The following is a 17,642-nucleotide window of genomic DNA, read 5'->3' as shown; positions in this document are numbered from 1 at the left end:
AGGGGACATCATGGTGGTCCTGCCTTTCCCAATCGAGGTCCCGCCATGTCTGCCGCACCAAAGAAGCCCGCTCCATTTTGGCAATGGAGCGCTGTGGAGCTATCCGGAGCCATCCGGGATGCGCGTGTCAGCGCGTCTGATGCCGTAAGCTCTGTCGTCGACCGGATCCGCGCCGAGAACGGACATCTGAATGCCATCGTCGTCGATCAGACGGACGCCGCGCTGGAGCAGGCCGCGTCCTATGACGAGATCCTGAAGCAGGATGGCCCGATCGGCCCGCTGCACGGTGTCCCGGTCGCCATCAAGATCAATGTCGATCAGAAAGGCACCGCCAACAGCAATGGTGTGAGGGCTTTCAAGGACCTGATTGCCCCTGACGATGCCCCGGTTGTCCGGAACCTGAAAAAGGCCGGTGCGATCATCGTCGGACGCTCCAACACTCCGGAATTCTCTTTCCGGGCGACCACCGTGAACGAGCTGCATGGCCGAACCTACAATCCCTGGGACGACAATCATTCGCCGGGCGGCTCTTCCGGTGGTGCCTCTTCTGCTGTCGCGGCAGGTTTTTGTCCGATTGCCCATGGCAACGATATCGGCGGTTCTTTGCGGTTCCCGGCTTACCAGACCGGGACAGTCACCGTTAAGCCCGGCCAGGGCCGGGTGCCAGCCTACAATCCCTCCGGCGCCGAGGAACGCTCCCTGCTGGCGCAGTTGATGTCGGTTCAAGGCATCATCGCCCGAGAGGTGCGCGACGTGCGTCTGGCGACCCGGGTGCTGATGCAGCCTGATCCGCACGATCCGTTGCAGGTTCCGATGCCGTTCGACGGTCCGGCGGTGGACCAGCCGATCAAGGTTGCGTTCTGTCGCGAGACTAACGGCTACAAGATCCATCCGGCCGTTCAGGCTGCTCTGGAAGGCGCAGCGGCTGAGCTGGAGAAGGCCGGGTATATCGTCGAGGAGGCGAGCCCGCCGATGATCCAGGAGGCAGCGGCTGAAGCCCTGCCGGCACTCTATGCCGATTGCGAGATTTTCATCGGCGACGCCATCCAGAAATACGGCAGCGCCGACATCAAGAAAGTCTTCGACTTCTATTTCGAGAATTATCCGCCGACCGACGCTGTCGGCCTGCTGCGGACGATGTCCCGCCGGACCCGGTATCTGCGCGCGTGGAACCTGTTCCTGGAAGAGTATCCGCTGGTCCTCACCCCCTTCATGATGCGGCCTGGCTTCACCTGGAACGAGGATGCGGACAGCTCGGCGGGCGTGCGAGATATCTTCGACTCGTCCGTCTATAGCTGGCTGATCAACTTCCTCGGCCTGCCTGCCTCCATCGCGCCCGCGGGCTATCACGAGGAGCTTCCACTCTCGGTCCAGATCATCGGCCGGCGTTTCCGGGAAGACCTGACGCTGGATGCGGCCGAGTGCCTGGAACGGGTGAACGGCATCCAGGTTCACGAGCTGTGGCGCCGCAAGGGGCTGCTCTAGGTATCTGTGTCACGCCGGATCGCGAGTGCGTCAGTACCGCGATCCGGTCTTGTTCACGCGGCGGCTTAGCCGTCATACTTCGTGGTATGAGCCACCGTCGCATCACCCGTCACCAGCTTTCGGTTGACGATATCGCCGCTCTCTATGACACGCTTCTGGAGAGCCAGAAGAGGCGCTACTACCGCCGTTGGAAGGTCGAGACACCCGTGTTCAACTCCAAACGTAAACGTGAGGTGGTGCAGGACGAGGTCCGGCTGAAACGGCTGCAGGAACGGGCAGACGGCATTGAGTACGCTCTGCGCTATGAGGATCTGACGATACGTCAGCGCCGGGAGATGGAGCAGACGGCCCGCAATCTTCGGCTGGCGGCGAAGGGAATGAAGACTGATACGGACAAGTAAGGCGCGCGCCTTACTTGCGCGGATTCGGATGGAGGCCATACTGTCGTTGCGTCCTTTCTCCGTTTTCGATTGAGCCCTTCGCGTGAATCAAACCATCGACGTTGCCGCTGCAGATCCGACGCAGCACCCCTATCGCTGGGCAATGCTGTTTGGCGTCTGGCTGATTTATTTTGCCTTCGGCCTGACGATCAGCGCGCTGGCCCCGATGGTTGGGCCCATTACACATGATCTCGGGCTCAGCCATGGCGCCATGGGGACCGTGCTCGGGGCCTGGCCCTTCATCTATATTGGCGCGGCGGTGCCTTGCGGCATCCTGCTGGACCGGATCGGTGCCCGCCGGGCCCTGTTGCTTGCCGCTATGATCATGGCCGCTTCCGGCCTTTGCCGGGCGATGGCTGTCGACCACATTTCCCTGTTTCTTGCGGTCGGCATCTTCGGGTTCGGCGGGCCGCTTATTTCCATCGGAGCGCCGAAGATCATTGCCGAATGGTTCGAGGGCAAGGAGCGGGGCTTCGCCATGGGCATCTACATCACGGGCCCGGCCATCGGCGGCATCCTCTCGCTCAGTCTGACCAACGCGGTGGTGCTGCCCTTCCATGGCGGTGACTGGCGCATGGTGGTGACGGATTACGCTGCGATCACCGCAGCCGCTGGTTTTATCTGGCTGTTGATTGCCCGGCATGCGGAAGCGCGGGCGCGCGAGGTTGCCGAGAAGGCGGCTCCGAAACGACCCCAGATCGAAATCTTCCGGGAGCTGATGGCCAATCCGGTGGTGCGGGTCATCCTCGCCATGAGCGTCGGTATTTTCTTCTTCAATCACGGCACCAACAACTGGCTGCCGGAGATCCTGAAATCGACCGGCATGAGCGCCGTCGATGCGGGCTATTGGGCGGCGCTGCCGACCATGGTTGGTGTGCTCGGCTCGCTGACCATCCCGCGTCTGGCGACGCCGGAGCGGCGCGGCGCGATCCTTGGCGGGTTGTTCGTGCTGGCCGGCCTTTGCACCCTGCTGCTGCAGCTCGGGGAGGGCCCAGGGCTGATCCTGGCACTGATCTTCCAGGGGGTGGCACGCGGCTCGATGATGACCATTGCTCTGCTGTTCCTGGTCGAGGCGCGCGGTGTGGGGTCGAAGAATGCGGGTTCCGCCGGCGGGCTGTTCTTTTCAGCGGCGGAAATCGGTGGCGTCTCAGGTCCGGTCGCCATCGGGGTGATCCATGACATGACCGGCGGCTTCACCGTCAGTCTCTGGGTGCTGACGGGCGTGTGTGCGCTACTTCTGCTCGGGCTTGTGTTCGGAATCCAGAGACCCGCAGCAAAGGCGCGCGTTTAAACGGCCTGTCCGGCGCTCCAGCCGCTGGACCAGGCCCACTGGAAATTGTAGCCGCCGAGCCAGCCGGTAACATCCACGGCCTCACCGATGAAATACAGGCCGGGCTGCGCTTTCACTTCCATGGTCTTCTGGTTGAGCGCAGAAGTGTCGATGCCTCCGAGGGTGACTTCGGCGGTCCGGTAGCCTTCCGAGCCGGAGGGTGTCACGCGCCAGCGGTTTACCCGCTCTCCGAGCTGGCGGAGTGCCTTGTCGCTGGTATCGCCAAGTGGACGGGTGAGATTTTCTTCTTCCGTGATCGCCGCCGCCAGCCGTTTTGGCAAGTAGCCTGACAGCGCGGTCTGGGCCGCCTGTTTCCCGTTGGAGGATTTGTCCGCGATCAGGCGGCCTGCAATGTTCGTCCCAGGCGCAAGATCGACGCTGATTTCGCCGCCCTCTCGCCAATAGGAGGAGATCTGCAGGATCGACGGTCCGCTGAGGCCGCGATGGGTGAAAAGCAGCCCTTCGGCGAACCGGGTCTTGCCGGACGCGACGACCGCATCCACGGAGATACCGGAGAGCGGTTTGAGCCGCTCCAGCATGTTTGCGTCATAGGTGAGAGGAACGAGACCCGGGCGTGTCTCTATTTCCGAGATGCCGAATTGTTCGGCGACCGCGTAGGCGAAACCGGTGGCGCCCATCTTCGGGATCGACTTGCCGCCGGTGGCGACGACGACTGACGCGGCTTCGACTGGGCCGGAGGACAGCGCAATGAGAAAGCCGTCTCCCTGCCTCTCAATTCCGTCGACTTTCGTAGACAGTTCCATCCGGACGCCAGCCTCGCCAAGTTCGGCCAACAGCATGTCGATGATGGCTTTTGCCGAGCTGTCGCAGAACAACTGGCCGAGGGTTTTCTCGTGGTAGGCGATATTGTGCTTCTCGACGAGGGCAATGAAATCGCGCTGGGTATAGCGCCTCAGCGCGGAGATGCAGAAGCGCGGGTTTGCGGAGAGGAAGTTTTCCGGAGCGGCGCGGAGATTGGTGAAATTGCAGCGCCCACCGCCGGAAATCCGGATCTTTTCTCCCGGCGCCCCGGCGTGGTCGACAAGCAGTACTGAGCGGCCGCGCTTGCCGGCTTCGGCGGCGCACATCATGCCGGCGGCACCAGCCCCAATAATCAGACAATCAACTTTGCGCATCGTGGTGACAGCCGGGCTTAATCCGGCTTTTTCCCGGTCGGAGATGTATCATCCTTCGGGGATGTGTCGTCTTTGCCGATCAGTTCCTGTTCCGTCTCTTTGGCTTCCTCAGCGGCTTCTTCACGCTGCTTGAGGATGCGCTTGCGTTCGGCCTCCTGAGATTCTTTCTCGGCATTCCGGGCGGCTTCCGCATCGGCCATTTCGGGGTTCGCAGTCTTGAAATACTGCTGGCTTTGCGGCGCCGCGGCGCCGGCATCCTTTCCGCTGCGCTGGGGTTTGGCCTGGGTGACCATGACATTGGCTGACGGTGCGTTACCGTCTTTGTCCTCGCCGAAATAGAGTGTTTGATGCGGGAACGGAATTTCGACCCCCTCGGCGTCGAACCGCCGTTTAACGCGACGCAGGAATTCGCGCCGGATCGACCATTGCCGGCCAGGCTTGGTTTTCAGACGGGTCCTGATGTTGACACTGGAATCGGCGAGGTCCTGCAGTCCGAAGACCTCGAATGGCCCGGCGATATCCCCCTGTAAGGCTTCGTCATTTGCCAGTTCGTCGCCGATTTCCTGCAGCAGTTTCATCACCGCTTCCGTGTCTTCGCGATAGGCGATGCCGACATCGACCAGCGCATAGGCGTAGTCCTTTGTCTTGTTGGTGATGATCTCGACGGTGCCGAATGGAATGGTATGCAGATCGCCGTTGACGTCGCGCACCCGCAGGGTGCGGATGCTCAGGGCTTCGACCGTTCCGGACATGCCGCCGACATCGATAAAGTCGCCGACATTCAGTGTGTCCTCAATCAGCAGGAAAATCCCGGAGATCACATCCTTGACGAGCGATTGCGAGCCGAAACCGATGGCCAGACCGATGATACTGGCACCGGCAAGCAAAGGTGTGATGTCGACGCCGAGCTCGGACAAGATGACGAACACGGCGAGCACGCTGATGACGATGACCACGGCGCGCCGAAGTAGCGGCAGCAGGGTCCGCTCGCGCCCGCTCAGGATACCCGCACTCTCCAGCACGAGCAGCCGACGTTCGACGAAAAGGCTGACGATTTCGGAGATAGCGACGGCACCGCCACCGACGACCAAGATTGTGGCGATGGCCCGGATCAGCACCTGACCGTTCTCCGAGGCGAAGAAGGCAGAAAGCTGAATACCCCAGATTTCGAGCAGCGCACCGAAAGCTGCAACCGAGATGAGGACGCGTGCACCGGCGAGGAGATGCGGCACATAGCGGTTCGCCCGCCGCTCCAGAGAGGGATAGCGATCGGTCATCTCATGGGAGATGGAGAAGGCCCAGTGACCGGCCGTGTCGACCGCTAGCCAGGCGAGCCGCCAGACGATCACGATTATGACCATGAAGGCGGCGATCTCGCCGAGGCGCTTGAAGCCCGGATCTCCCATGGACATCAGGATCACCAGGCCCGCGGTGACATATGCAATCGCGATCAGATGCCAGACGGCAGAGAGAATGGACCAGAAGGTGCGGCCTGTCGCATTCTTGTCGGTGCCTGCGATGAACTGGGCGAAACTTGCGCGGTTTTGCAGGATGAAGGCAGTCAAGAGTGCCCAGAGAGCTCCGTAGACCACCTTTTCAAGGGACTGGAAGGTTGCCGCCGGCATGCCGAGGATATAGGCGGCCTGCAGCCCCAGAATGCCGTATATGCCAGTTGCGACCACGCGGTTGGTCCAGACCACGAGATAGGCGCCGGTTGCTTCCGTTATATTCAGCGAGCGGCTGGCCAACCCGGCGGGTTTAAGCAAGGTGCGGATCAGGGCGAGGCAGGCGAGATGGGAGGCGACTGCAAAGACGAATGCCCGGCCGGCAAGTTGGACGTTCGTACTGCTTATTGTCGTCAGAATGCCCTGCGTGACGGCGAAGAAAACCACGACCCGAATGCTGCGGAGCAGGAGCAGCGGCATCAGGGCGGCGAGATTACGCAGCAGCGTGCCGCGCATGACCCAGGCTTCCAGCCGGTCGATGGGACGGCGCAACAAATTGGTGGTCAATCGGACGGCAAGAAGCCCCAGAGCCGCGATGCCGGCAATCACCGCCATCCATTGCCCGATCCTGAAGAGTTTGTCCGGATCGGCCGCGAGGTGGGAAAGGGCCGGGACCAGGCTTTTCACGTCGGTCAGGGCTATCGCCGTATCAGAGAGCCGGCTTACAGCCCTCTGAAGAAAATCGCTGATACCCGTGACAACGTCCGACATTGCGGATGCGACGGTAGATCCGTCGTCGGGTTTTTCTTCCTCGGTCGCGGCCAGGAGCGTTTCCAGATCAGCGATCAGGGTATCGCGTTTGCCTTCGTCCTTCAGGGTGTCGAGCAGAGACTGAAGGCGCGCCGGACCGACTGTGGCAGAGTCATCGACAGCGCCGCTTTCGGCAATTTCCTGGGCACTCGCCGGTGTCGGGATCAGCCCGACAACGCCGAAAGCGCCGAGACCAAGCGCGAGAGTCAGAAGCAGCAGAATGGATTTTAAACGATATGGCATAGCTATCAGCGGTCCGGTCCTTCGGATTACTTGAACCATTTAAGGGATTTGAGAGCCCAGACTTCCAGGCCGACGATCAGTATCATGATCAGCGTCACGGCCCAGAACGCCCAAGCGGTTTCGGCTCCGGGCATGCCGGCGACGTTGATACCGAGTAATCCGGTCAGCAAGCCAAGCGGCAGGCAGATCGCCGAGATTATGGATAGAATGTACAGGCGCCGGTTAAGTTCCTCGCTGTTGCGGTTCTGTATTGTGTCCTGAATGACCATGGCGCGTTCGCGGATTTCATCCAGGCTTTCGACATAGCGGATGACCCGATCTGCCGCTTCACTGAGCCCGCTCAGCGTTTGCCGGGAAAACCACGTCGGTGGATCATTCGTGAGATGCCGCAGGGCATCGCGCTGTGGCAAGATATAGCGTCTTAGAATGATGGTCCTGAGGCGCAGGGTTTGAAGTTCCCGGGTTGGGTGCTGCGTATCGCTTGCGGTTTGCTCTTCGTCCACCGTATCGATGCGTTCTTCGAGGTCGTCGATCACCGGTTCCATGCGGCGGAAGAGGCGCTCGGCGAGATGGACCAGAAGCTCATCGGTGTCAGCGGGACGAAAGCCGTGCTCCAGCGCGGCGAGCGTGTCCTGCACGGCCAGCAGCCGGCGCAGGCGGACCGTGATCATGAAGCCGCGCTCGATCCAGATCCTGAGGCTGACCATGTCTTCAGGATTGGCGCCGGGATTGAGATTCACGCCGCGCAGCACGATCAGTACGCCATCGTCGAACCGCTGCACCCTGGGCCGGGTCTCTTCCGCGATGAGGGCGTCTGCGGCGATGTCGGGAATCCCTGCCTTCTGCTTGACCCAGCTGCGGGAAGGCTCCTCTCTTTGACTGAGGTGGACCCAGCAGAGACGCAATCCCTCGGGACGGCCTTTGGCCAGGTGTCCCCAGTCGAGCTTTTGGACTTCGGGCTCATCGCTGAAGCCAATGCCGGCGATCAATCCGTCGATGTTATCCGCTGCATCCATCTGTCGCGTGCGTCCCCGTCGCGAGAATAACAGTCTTCAGTATAGGTAGGCTGTGCAATCGGGCAATGCCGCGCTGACGGATCAGAAGCCGGTGGCCCGATCCGGATAGTCGGTAATGATGCCGTCGACGCCGAGATCGACCAAACGCCTCATGTCCTGGACATCGTTGACTGTCCAGATGATGACACTGAGGCCTTCTGCATGCGCCGCTTTCACCGCTTCTTTTGTGACGTTACGGTGATAGGGAGACCAGACCGAACAGCCTGCCGCCCTGGCGGTCTTCTGGATGGAGCCTGCGAAGTCGTCCACGTCGAGACCGCCAAGCCAGGGAGAGGCACCGTCCTTGCCCACTTCCGCCGAGTCGAGCCAGCGAGCCTCAGCACTGAGGCAAACGGTCGGAATGGCAGGATCGATGCGCTTGGTGGCGATCAGTGTCGACCAGTCAAAGCTTTGCAGGGTGATCCGGTCCAGAACGCCAGCGGTCCGGGCGGTCTCGATCAGCAGGCGGGCGAACGCTTCCGGCTCGGGAGTGTCGCTCGGCGCGAGAGGAGAGCGCTTGGTCTCGATATTGAAACGGACTGTCTCATCGCCCCGTGCCGCCACCATGGCGAAGAGGTCCGACAATTTCGGAACCCGTGTGCCGTCGACCGGCGCCTGATCCGGAAAGCGCGTGGCATAGCGGCTACCGGGACGGATTCGGCCGACATCGTATGCTTCCAGCTCGGCCGCCGTCAGCGTGTTCAGCAGGATCTCGCTGTCGATCCAGACGCCGTCCCTGCGTGTATGGTTTTTCGAGAGGGCGCGGTCATGATGGATGACGGCAACGCCGTCGGCTGTCACCACGGTGTCGAGTTCCAGCACATCGACATCGAGATCGAGGGCTTTCTCGAAGGCGGGTAGTGTGTTCTCCGGGCTGAGGCCACGGGCGCCGCGGTGACCCTGGATCTCTATTGCTCCGGCCATGCTGGAAAAAGTGGAGGCCAGAGCCGCCGCAAGGGCGAAAGACCAGCAAAGGGTGTTAGGCATTCACCAGATCGCCGTTACGACGGCATTCCGGCGAGGCCAGCTCAATGAACAGAGGCACCAAGTCTTCCGGTGGCTTGACCGATGCCTGATCCTCTCCCGGATAGGCGGTAACCCGCAGTTTCGTGCGCGTCGCGCCGGGGTTCAGCAGGTTTGCCTTGATATTACTCTTGGCGTTTTCCGCCGCGTAGCTCCGAACCATTGCTTCCAGAGCGGCCTTGCTCACCGCATAAGCGCCCCAGAACGGCTTCTCGCCGTGCGCGGCGTCGGCGGTCACAAAGATCGCCCGGCCGGCATCGGACTGGCGGAGCAGAGGGTCAAGGCTGCGTATCAGGCGCTGGTTCGCGGTGAGGTTGGTCGCGATGACCTGTTCCCAGAGCTTGGGGTCGTAATGATGCATTGGCGTCAGATTGCCGAGCATGCCGCCATTGGCTACGAGAATGTCGATCTTGCCGTAGCGCTCATGGAGGGCGGCACCAAGCCGGTCGATGGCCGGGTAGTCCGTCAGGTCCATGGGCACCAGGCTGGCGCTGCCGCCCGTCGCCTGGATCTCGTCGTCCAGTTCCTCCAGCGCGCCCACGGTGCGGGCGACAAGCACGACATGCGCGCCTTCGCGGGCAAAGGCCTTGGCAACGGCGGCGCCAATGCCGCGGGACGCGCCGGTGATTACCGCAATGCGGCCGTCAAGAATGCCGGTCATGGAACTCTCAGCAGATTGGTTTGGGTCAGGAAGCCTCGGCCAGCAGGGAGAGCTGCCGAACGTTCGATCCGTCGTTCTGGTCGATCAGCGCGATTGGATAGTCGCCGGTGAGGCAGGCGTCGCAATATTGCGGGCTTTCATTGTTGCGTGCGGCCTCGCCGACGGCCTGATAGAGGCCGTCATGGGATATGAAAGCGAGACTGTCGACGCCGATCAACTCAGCCATCTCATCCACCGACATTTTGGAAGCCAGCAGCTTTTCCCGTTCCGGCGTATCAACACCGTAGAAGCAGGAATGGGTCGTCGGCGGGCTGGCGATCCGCATATGGACTTCCTTGGCACCGGCGGCGCGCACCATTTCGACGATCTTGGTCGAGGTGGTGCCGCGGACGATGGAATCGTCCACCAGAATGACGCGTTTGCCCTTGAGCTGCGCCGTGTTTGCATTGTGTTTCAGCTTCACGCCGAGATGGCGGACATGATCCGTCGGCTCGATGAAGGTCCGTCCGACATAGTGATTGCGGATAATACCCAGATCGAAGGAGATACCAGCCGCCGCGGCATAGCCGATAGCTGCCGGAACGCCGGAATCCGGTACCGGGACGACAACATCGGCATCAACGTGACTTTCCTTGGCCAGCACCGCGCCGATTTCCTTGCGCGAGTTATAGACGCTCTTGCCTTCCATCACGCTGTCCGGCCGGGCGAAGTAGATATATTCGAAGATGCAGAAACGGCTCGGTTTGCTGGCGAAGGGCTTCAGCGACTGAACGCCTTTTTCCGTGATGTAAACAACTTCGCCAGGCTCCACGTCGCGGACGAAATCGGCGCCGATGATGTCGAGCGCGCAGGTCTCCGAAGCAAGGATATGAGCATCGCCCAGTTTGCCGAGTACCAGTGGGCGAACGCCGTACGGATCGCGGATGCCGATCAGCGAGTCGCGGGAGAGGCAGACCAGAGAGTAGGCGCCAACGATCTTCTGCATGGCGTCGACCACCCGGTCCAGCACGGTGTGCTGCGGGCTGCGGGCGACCAGATGAATGATGGTTTCGGTGTCCGAGGTGGACTGGAACAGACAGCCTTGACGAACCAGACTGTCGCGCAGGTCGATGGCGTTGGTCAGGTTGCCATTGTGGCAGAGCGCCATGCCGCCGAACTCAAAATCCGCGAAGAGCGGCTGGACGTTCCGGAGATTGGCCCCGCCGGTAGTGGCATAGCGGTTATGCCCGATGGAGGCGTGGCCCTTGAGCTGGTTGATGATCTTTGCCGACTCGTCGCCGAAATTCTCACCCACATGTCCGAGCGCCCGGTGGGCGTGAAAGTGGTTGCCGTCCCAGGAAACAATGCCGCAGGATTCCTGTCCGCGATGCTGCAGGGAGTGGAGGCCGAGAGCCGTGAGCGCGGCTGCATCAGGAGCGCCGAATACGCCGAAGACGCCGCATTCCTCATGGAGATGATCGTCGTCCCAATCGGGGGACCGGTCCAACGGTTGTTTCAGATCCGTCACGGCGACATCCTCCTGCCGGTTGCTGTCCATGGCATCTTTATCGAAAGCGTCAATCCGTGCCCTCGATAACCTTCTCCAGTCCCCGACGTTGATCGGCAGTATATCCGTCGCCGTCCTTTGGCGCATCGGATTTTGCCGGCGGGCTGATCAGACGTTCGAAAAGCAGCTTTTCTGTTTTCTCGCGGGCTTTCGCGCCGGCACTCCCGGCAGCGTTCCGAAGTTTTGGCCGCAATTTTGGCGGCACGAGGCCGACGAGGGTTTGTGCACCCTGTTCGACGAGAGGCAATGTGCGCGCTTCGGTTACCCATTGCGGATAGCCATCATCCTCGATCAGCCAATTCAGTCCGAGATAGAGCAAGCAAACCAGTACCGCGCCACGAGCGATCCCGAAAAGGAACCCGAGGGAGCGGTCAACGGCACTGAGGCCGCTGCCTTGTAACGCGGCCGCAACATAGTGGGTGACCAGCGACATTACAATGACCGAGACGACGAAAACCGCGATACCTGCCGCCAGATCCGCCATATCACCCCACCCCAGAAGCTGGCGGACATAGGGCGCGGTGACGGGGTAGAGATAAAGGGCGGCGAAAAAGGCCGCGACCCACGAGCCGATGGCCAGCACCTCGCGGAAAAATCCTCGCGCGAAGGCAAGTATTCCCGAGAGCAGGACCATGGCGATGATCGCGACGTCGGTCACATTGACCGGCAGGTTATCCATGGCTTACGCCTCTCCCGCTTTGCGGCCGATATTTGTTTCGTCCTGGAACATGGCTACCAGATCATGCAAATGCTTGATCGTGGCAAGAGCGAGGCTGCCATTACGGGGGGCTTTCTTGTCACCCGACGAGCGGCGCGGCTCCGGCATGATGGCGCGCTCGAAACCTAGCTTGGCGGCCTCTTTCAGACGCGCTTCGGCGTGAGAGACAGCACGAATTTCCGCCGAGAGGCCGATTTCTCCGAACACGACCGAATTTGACGGGACCGGCGTGCCGGTCAGAGAGGAAAGCAGGGCGGCCGCAACGGCAAGGTCGGCGGCTGGCTCGCTGACTTTCAAGCCGCCGGCGACATTGAGAAATACATCGCTGCCCGCGAGGGCGACACCACACCGCGCCTCAAGCACGGCCGTGACCATGGCGAGGCGCCCGGAATCCCAGCCGATGACGGCCCGGCGCGGTGTTCCGTAGGGCGAGGGGGCAACCAGTGCCTGGATCTCTACCAGCAGCGGCCGTGTGCCTTCCATGCCGGCAAAGACGCAGGCACCCGAGACATTGTCCTGCCTGTCGCCGAGGAACAGGGCTGACGGGTTGGTGACTTCGGCGAGACCGATTTCGGTCATTTCGAAGACGCCGATCTCGTCGGTCGGCCCGAACCGGTTCTTCACGCCGCGCAGGATTCGGAACTGATGGCCGCGCTCGCCCTCGAAATAGAGCACCGTGTCGACCATGTGCTCGAGCACCCGGGGGCCGGCGATGGTGCCTTCCTTGGTCACATGACCGACCAGCAGCAGCACGATGCCGCGCCGCTTGGCGACACGGATAAGCTCCTGTGCCGAGGCGCGGACCTGAGAGACCGTGCCGGGGGCGCTGTCGATGGCATCCACATACATGGTCTGGATCGAATCGATCACCAGGACGTCGGGCGCATCCTCGCCGTCCATCGTGGTGACGATGTCGCGCACGCTGGTGGCGGCTGCGAGTTGCACGGGCGCTTCGGCGACACCGAGGCGCTGGGCGCGCATCCGCACCTGATCCAGCGCTTCTTCACCGGAGACATAGGCGCAGCGGGAGTTTTCGGAAAGTTTGGCCGTCACCTGCAGCAACAGGGTAGATTTGCCGATACCGGGATCGCCACCGATCAGTACAACGGAGCCGGGAACGAGGCCACCACCGGCGACCCGGTCGAACTCGGCGATGTTCGTGACCCGGCGCGGCGATTTCTTGGAACTTCCGGAGAGACTGACGAAATCGATCTTCCGGCCCTTCGCCCCACCGAGGCCCTTCGGCGCGGCTTTCTCGACCACCTCTTCGATCAGGCTGTTCCAGGCGCCGCAGGCGTCGCACTTTCCTGACCATTTCGGCTGTACGCCGCCGCATTCCTGGCAGACATAGCGGGCTTGAGATTTTGCCATCGTGTGCTCCGCTCAGGCTCGGCTGGTCACGAGTTCAATCGGGCCTTCTTCGAGACCGTTGATGAACTGATGCACATAGGGATTGCCGGACGTGTCGATCTCAGCGGTCGGACCCTGCCAGATGATCTTGCCGTCGTAGAGCATGGCGATACGGTTACCGATCCGGCGGGCGCTGTCCATGTCATGGGTGATGGTGAGTGCGGTGATCTTGAACTCCTCGACGCATTTGACGATCAGCTCGTCGATTATGTCGCCCATGATCGGGTCGAGACCGGTTGTCGGCTCGTCGAAGAAGACCACTTCGGGACGTGTGGCGATGGTGCGGGCGAGGGCGGCGCGTTTGCGCATGCCGGTAGATATCTCGCCCGGATACATTGCCCCGACATCGGGCTCCAGTCCAACCTGTGCCATGAAATCCAGAGCGATCTCGTGCGCCTGCTTGCGCGGTATGCTCTGCGCCTCGACCAGGCCGAAAGCGACATTGTCCAGAACCGACAGAGAGTCGAACAGCGCGCCAGCCTGAAACAGCAGGCCGAACCTGTTCATCATGGCCCGGCGTTCGGAGGCAGGCAGCGAGAGGACGTCGGTGCCATCGATCTCGACTGCGCCACTGTCGGCATCCATCAGGCCGGTAACGGTCTTGATCAGGACAGACTTGCCAGTGCCGGACCCGCCAATCACGACCACGGATTCCGCATCGGCGATATCGAGGTCCAGTCCGCTCAGCACATGGTTGGAGCCGAAGGACTTTGTCAGGCCCCGGATCCTGATTTTCGGCAGTGCCGCCGTACGTTCGGCCATAGCGTTTCCCTGCCGCTCAGCGGGCGAAGAACAATTCGGTGATCAGATAGTTCGAAATCAGTATCAGGATCGATGCGGAGACCACAGCGTTGGTCGTTGCCCGGCCGACACCCTGGGCGCCGCGTCCCGAATGGTAACCGTGATAACAGCCCATGAGGGCGATCAGAAAACCGAAGACTGCCGCCTTTACCAGGCCGGAGACCACGTCCTGGGTTTCCAGAAAATCAAAAGTGCTCTTCAGGTAGCTGCCGGCATTGAAGCCAAGCTTGTTAACGCCGACCAGATAGCCGCCGAACACGCCGATGATATCGCCGATCAGGACCAGGAAAGGAAGGCTGATGATGCCTGCGAGCACGCGCGGCACGACAAGATACTTGTAAGGGCTGGTCGACAGGGTCGTCAGGGCGTCGACCTGTTCCGTCACCCGCATGGTGCCGATTTCCGCCGCCATCGAGGCGCCAATGCGGCCGGCGACCATGAGACCGGCCAGGACCGGTCCGAGTTCCCGGGTCATGGACAGGACGACCACGGTGGCAATCGCGCTTTCGGCATTAAAGCGGGAAAAGCCGGTATAGCTTTGCAGCGCCAGAACCATCCCGGAGAACAGGGTGGTCAGGCCGACGACCGGCAGGGAGTAGTAGCCGATATCCACCAGTTGGCGGCCGAGCAGGCGCCAATAAATCGGCGGGCGCACGCAATGACTGATCGTGATGCCGGTGAACACCGCCAGCCGTCCGGTGGCGGCGAGAAAGCCGAGAAAAGTCCGTCCGATCGCTGCAAGAAAATTCATGCGTGTTTGGTTCCTGTGCAGGAGCCGGGCATTTCGCTTGGCATGATCAGGTCTCTCCGCTCCCCGTATCAACGTAGCGTCGGGTATAGCGATGGCCGAGGCCTGTCAATATCTCATACCCGATGGTCCCGGCCGCGTCGGCCGCGTCGTTCACCGTGTAGCGCGATCCCAGCAGTTCGACAAACCCGCCGGGGTATATTTCGGCCCGGTCGGCATCGCTGACATCGACCGCGAGCATATCCATGGAAACACGGCCGACGACAGGAAGTTTGCGATCCCCGAGATAGGCCGCGCCCTGACTGGACAGAGAGCGGAGATATCCGTCCGCATATCCCACAGCAACGGTTGCGATACGTCCGTCTTTCTGAACCTTGTGTGTGCCGCCATATCCAACGGTATCGCCGGCTTTCACGGCGCGAACCTGAAGGACGCGTCCCATAAGTCTTACTACAGGAGCCATCGGACTTGGCTCGCCGTCCTTCACGCGCCCGCCATAGAGCGCGAAGCCGGGCCGGGCGAGATTGAAATGATAATCCGGCCCGAGAAAGATCCCGGCGGAATTGGCCAGGCTGGCCTGCATCCTGCGTTGCAGCCGGGGCAGCTGTTCCTTGAATCGCGTAAGCTGCGCGGCGTTGGATGGGTTGTCCGGATCATCCGCGGTGGTGAGATGGGAAAGGGCATAAAGCCAGTCCGGGCCGCCAAGCACATCCGGCTCGTCGGATATCCATTTCATATCCTCGGCGGTCAGCCCGAGCCTGCTCATGCCGGTGTCGATATGCAGCATTGCCGGCAGGGCCCGGTCGGTCCGGACGCACATCTGCCTGATCCGGGCAATCTGCTCCAGATCGTTGATCACCGGGATCAGCCCGTGTTCCGGAAAGACTTCCTCAGTGCCGGGCAGCAAACCGTTCAGTACGGCGATGCGTGCGCGGGGTAGTACATCCCGGAGGGTGATGCCTTCGTCAACTGTGGCGACGAAAAATGTCCGGCACCCGGCCTCGAACAGAGCCGGTCCAACCCGATCCACGCCGGTTCCGTAGGCATCCGCTTTCACCGCCGCGCCGCATTCGACGCCACCGAGGCGCTTTTTCAGATCGAGATAGTTTTGCTTGATCGCGCCAAGGTCGATCACGAGTTCCGATGCGGCGCCGGAGCCGTCACTCGCCGGCAGAGTGTCGAGCATTAGAAATTGTCCGGGATATGATCGTCAGCAACGAAATTGGAGAAGCGGGTGGTCGCGCCTTCGAAGTGCAGGGTCACTGTGCCGGTGGGACCGTGCCGCTGCTTGCCGATGATGACTTCGGCTTTACCGTAAGACGATTCGCATCGTTCTTTCCACTGGTCGTGACGATCGTGGAACTTCTCGTCCGACTCCTCGATACGCTGCGCGGGCTCGCCCTTTTCCAGATAGTACTGTTCACGGAACACGAACATGACCACATCCGCATCCTGCTCGATCGAGCCGGATTCACGAAGGTCGGCGAGCACCGGCCGCTTGTCGTCACGCTGCTCGACCGCGCGGGAGAGCTGGGACAGCGCGATAACTGGAACGTCGAGTTCCTTGGCGATTGCCTTCAGACCCTGGGTGATCATGGAGATTTCCTGCACCCGGTTGTCGGTCCGCTGACCGACGGAAGGGCGCATCAGCTGCAAGTAATCGACCACGATGAGGGACAAGCCCTGTTGGCGCTTCAGGCGCCGCGCTCTGGCGCGCATGGTGGCGATAGAGATCGCCGGCGTGTCGTCAATATAAAGAGGTGCGCGTTCCAGATCCTGGCTGGCGGCGACCAGTTTCTGGAAGTCTTCGGTGGTGAGTTCGCCGCGCCGGATGTGCTCCGAGGAAATCTCGGTCTGTTCGGCGAGGATACGGGTGGCGAGCTGCTCGGCCGACATTTCCAGCGAGAAGAACGCAACGACCTGCCGTTCCAGCTCCGGGTCTTTCAGGGACGCTGTTGCCACATGGAAGGCAATGTTCGTGGCCAGCGCTGTTTTACCCATCGCAGGCCGTCCAGCGAGGATCAGCAGATCCGATGGATGCAGGCCGCCGAGCTTGGCATCAAGGTCTGTGAGGCCGGACGATACACCGGCGAGGCCGCCATCGCGCTTGAAGGCTTCCTCGGCCATCCGGACCGAGTTGGTAAGGGCTTCGCCGAAGTCCTGGAAACCGCCCTGGCTGGAGCCGCGTTCGGCGAGGCCGAACAATTTCGATTCCGCCGCTTCGATCTGCTCCGATGCCGGCAGGTCGAGATCGTGCTGATAGGCCTCGTTAACGATTTCGCCGCCGAGATCGATCAGTTCGCGCCGCAGGAAGCTGTCGTAAATCGCCTGGCCGTAATCGTCGGCATTGATCACCGTGACGACGGAGGCGGCGAGGCGCACAAGATACTGGGCGCCGCCAGCTTCCTGCAGGGACTCGTCCTGATCGAACAGGGCTTTCAGGGTGACCGGGTTGGCGATCTGGCCTTTTTCGATCAGCCGTCCGCAGGCGGCGAAGATCCGGCCATGCACCGGGTCGGCGAAATGATCGGCGGAGAGATACTCACTAACGCGTTCAAAGGCGCGGTTGTTGACGAGGACGGCGCCGAGCAGGCCCTGCTCTGCTTCCAGATTATGGGGCGGCTCACGATACGCGCTGGTTTGCGGTTCGGCACGAGGGAGCGCTGCGACAGCGGAAACGGACTCTGAATTCGACATTGCCTACACATACCAAGAAGGGCTGTGGACGTCTTCCGCAATCTTATCCACAAGCCGTGAAATATCAAAGACTTATGTCTGTGGATAAAACAGG

The 17,642-nt window shown here is 61.4% G+C and carries 15 protein-coding genes; 3 read left to right on the top strand and 12 right to left on the bottom strand.

Annotation, left to right across the window (positions count from 1 at the left end):
• The first annotated feature begins 45 nt into the window (after positions 1–45).
• The 3 genes from K328_RS0108395 to K328_RS0108385 all read left to right on the top strand — a co-directional run bounded on the left by K328_RS0108395 (position 46) and on the right by K328_RS0108385 (position 3,216).
• Positions 46–1,485: an amidase gene (locus tag K328_RS0108395; protein ID WP_036553255.1), complete on the top strand. Its 1,440-nt coding sequence runs from the start codon at positions 46–48 to the stop codon at positions 1,483–1,485.
• A gap of 86 nt (positions 1,486–1,571) precedes the next feature.
• A complete protein-coding gene (locus K328_RS0108390) occupies positions 1,572–1,886 on the top strand; it encodes a hypothetical protein (protein WP_028465599.1) in 315 nt (104 codons plus the stop codon).
• Between the two features lie 82 nt (positions 1,887–1,968).
• Positions 1,969–3,216, top strand: coding sequence for an MFS transporter (locus K328_RS0108385; protein ID WP_028465598.1), 1,248 nt, complete (start codon positions 1,969–1,971; stop codon positions 3,214–3,216).
• Here the strand turns inward: K328_RS0108385 and K328_RS0108380 are convergent.
• From K328_RS0108380 to K328_RS0108325, 12 genes are all read right to left on the bottom strand, one after another.
• Complete coding sequence (locus K328_RS0108380; protein ID WP_028465597.1) at positions 3,213–4,391, bottom strand: BaiN/RdsA family NAD(P)/FAD-dependent oxidoreductase; 1,179 nt, start codon at positions 4,389–4,391, stop codon at positions 3,213–3,215. The two genes, K328_RS0108385 and K328_RS0108380, sit on opposite strands and share 4 nt — an antisense overlap.
• A gap of 17 nt (positions 4,392–4,408) precedes the next feature.
• Positions 4,409–6,889, bottom strand: a complete 2,481-nt coding sequence (locus tag K328_RS25705; protein WP_051284650.1) for a mechanosensitive ion channel domain-containing protein — start codon at positions 6,887–6,889, stop codon at positions 4,409–4,411.
• Positions 6,890–6,915: 26 nt separating this feature from the next.
• Positions 6,916–7,905: a zinc transporter ZntB gene (locus K328_RS0108370; RefSeq protein ID WP_051284649.1), complete on the bottom strand. Its 990-nt coding sequence runs from the start codon at positions 7,903–7,905 to the stop codon at positions 6,916–6,918.
• 81 nt (positions 7,906–7,986) lie between these two features.
• Complete coding sequence (locus K328_RS23095) at positions 7,987–8,931, bottom strand: glycerophosphodiester phosphodiesterase (RefSeq protein WP_051284648.1); 945 nt, start codon at positions 8,929–8,931, stop codon at positions 7,987–7,989.
• The gene (locus K328_RS0108360) at positions 8,924–9,628 is read right to left on the bottom strand and encodes an SDR family NAD(P)-dependent oxidoreductase (RefSeq protein WP_028465595.1); all 705 of its coding nucleotides are present in this window, start codon (positions 9,626–9,628) and stop codon (positions 8,924–8,926) included. Before K328_RS0108360 ends, K328_RS23095 begins: the two co-directional genes overlap by 8 nt.
• Before the next feature lie 25 nt (positions 9,629–9,653).
• Entirely contained in the window at positions 9,654–11,165 is a 1,512-nt protein-coding gene (purF, locus tag K328_RS0108355) for an amidophosphoribosyltransferase (protein WP_051284647.1), read from the bottom strand.
• Between the two features lie 19 nt (positions 11,166–11,184).
• The gene (locus tag K328_RS0108350) at positions 11,185–11,853 is read right to left on the bottom strand and encodes a CvpA family protein (RefSeq protein WP_028465593.1); all 669 of its coding nucleotides are present in this window, start codon (positions 11,851–11,853) and stop codon (positions 11,185–11,187) included.
• Between the two features lie 3 nt (positions 11,854–11,856).
• A complete protein-coding gene (gene radA / locus K328_RS0108345; protein WP_028465592.1) occupies positions 11,857–13,263 on the bottom strand; it encodes a DNA repair protein RadA in 1,407 nt (468 codons plus the stop codon).
• Positions 13,264–13,275: 12 nt separating this feature from the next.
• Positions 13,276–14,064: an ABC transporter ATP-binding protein gene (locus K328_RS0108340; protein WP_028465591.1), complete on the bottom strand. Its 789-nt coding sequence runs from the start codon at positions 14,062–14,064 to the stop codon at positions 13,276–13,278.
• Between the two features lie 16 nt (positions 14,065–14,080).
• Complete coding sequence (locus tag K328_RS0108335; protein ID WP_028465590.1) at positions 14,081–14,854, bottom strand: MlaE family ABC transporter permease; 774 nt, start codon at positions 14,852–14,854, stop codon at positions 14,081–14,083.
• A gap of 46 nt (positions 14,855–14,900) precedes the next feature.
• Entirely contained in the window at positions 14,901–16,037 is a 1,137-nt protein-coding gene (alr, locus tag K328_RS0108330) for an alanine racemase (protein ID WP_028465589.1), read from the bottom strand.
• A complete protein-coding gene (locus K328_RS0108325) occupies positions 16,037–17,548 on the bottom strand; it encodes a replicative DNA helicase (RefSeq protein WP_028465588.1) in 1,512 nt (503 codons plus the stop codon). Before K328_RS0108325 ends, alr begins: the two co-directional genes overlap by 1 nt.
• Between the last annotated feature and the right edge of the window lie 94 nt (positions 17,549–17,642).

This window comes from Nisaea denitrificans DSM 18348 (assembly GCF_000426505.1).
GTDB classification, from domain to species: domain Bacteria; phylum Pseudomonadota; class Alphaproteobacteria; order Thalassobaculales; family Thalassobaculaceae; genus Nisaea; species Nisaea denitrificans.
Note: the sequence above shows the minus strand (reverse complement) of the source record. Positions and strands in the feature narration are given on the sequence as shown.

What these genes read in the sequence shown, in the direction of transcription:
- K328_RS0108395 (WP_036553255.1), top strand. Translation starts at nt 46, where the DNA reads ATGTCTGCCGCACCAAAGAAGCCCGCTCCATTTTGGCAATGGAGCGCT.
- K328_RS0108390 (WP_028465599.1), top strand. Translation starts at nt 1,572, where the DNA reads ATGAGCCACCGTCGCATCACCCGTCACCAGCTTTCGGTTGACGATATC.
- K328_RS0108380 (WP_028465597.1), bottom strand. Translation starts at nt 4,391, where the DNA reads ATGCGCAAAGTTGATTGTCTGATTATTGGGGCTGGTGCCGCCGGCATG.
- K328_RS25705 (WP_051284650.1), bottom strand. Translation starts at nt 6,889, where the DNA reads ATGCCATATCGTTTAAAATCCATTCTGCTGCTTCTGACTCTCGCGCTT.
- K328_RS0108370 (WP_051284649.1), bottom strand. Translation starts at nt 7,905, where the DNA reads ATGGATGCAGCGGATAACATCGACGGATTGATCGCCGGCATTGGCTTC.
- K328_RS23095 (WP_051284648.1), bottom strand. Translation starts at nt 8,931, where the DNA reads ATGCCTAACACCCTTTGCTGGTCTTTCGCCCTTGCGGCGGCTCTGGCC.
- K328_RS0108360 (WP_028465595.1), bottom strand. Translation starts at nt 9,628, where the DNA reads ATGACCGGCATTCTTGACGGCCGCATTGCGGTAATCACCGGCGCGTCC.
- purF (WP_051284647.1), bottom strand. Translation starts at nt 11,165, where the DNA reads ATGGACAGCAACCGGCAGGAGGATGTCGCCGTGACGGATCTGAAACAA.
- K328_RS0108350 (WP_028465593.1), bottom strand. Translation starts at nt 11,853, where the DNA reads ATGGATAACCTGCCGGTCAATGTGACCGACGTCGCGATCATCGCCATG.
- radA (WP_028465592.1), bottom strand. Translation starts at nt 13,263, where the DNA reads ATGGCAAAATCTCAAGCCCGCTATGTCTGCCAGGAATGCGGCGGCGTA.
- K328_RS0108340 (WP_028465591.1), bottom strand. Translation starts at nt 14,064, where the DNA reads ATGGCCGAACGTACGGCGGCACTGCCGAAAATCAGGATCCGGGGCCTG.
- K328_RS0108335 (WP_028465590.1), bottom strand. Translation starts at nt 14,854, where the DNA reads ATGAATTTTCTTGCAGCGATCGGACGGACTTTTCTCGGCTTTCTCGCC.
- alr (WP_028465589.1), bottom strand. Translation starts at nt 16,037, where the DNA reads ATGCTCGACACTCTGCCGGCGAGTGACGGCTCCGGCGCCGCATCGGAA.
- K328_RS0108325 (WP_028465588.1), bottom strand. Translation starts at nt 17,548, where the DNA reads ATGTCGAATTCAGAGTCCGTTTCCGCTGTCGCAGCGCTCCCTCGTGCC.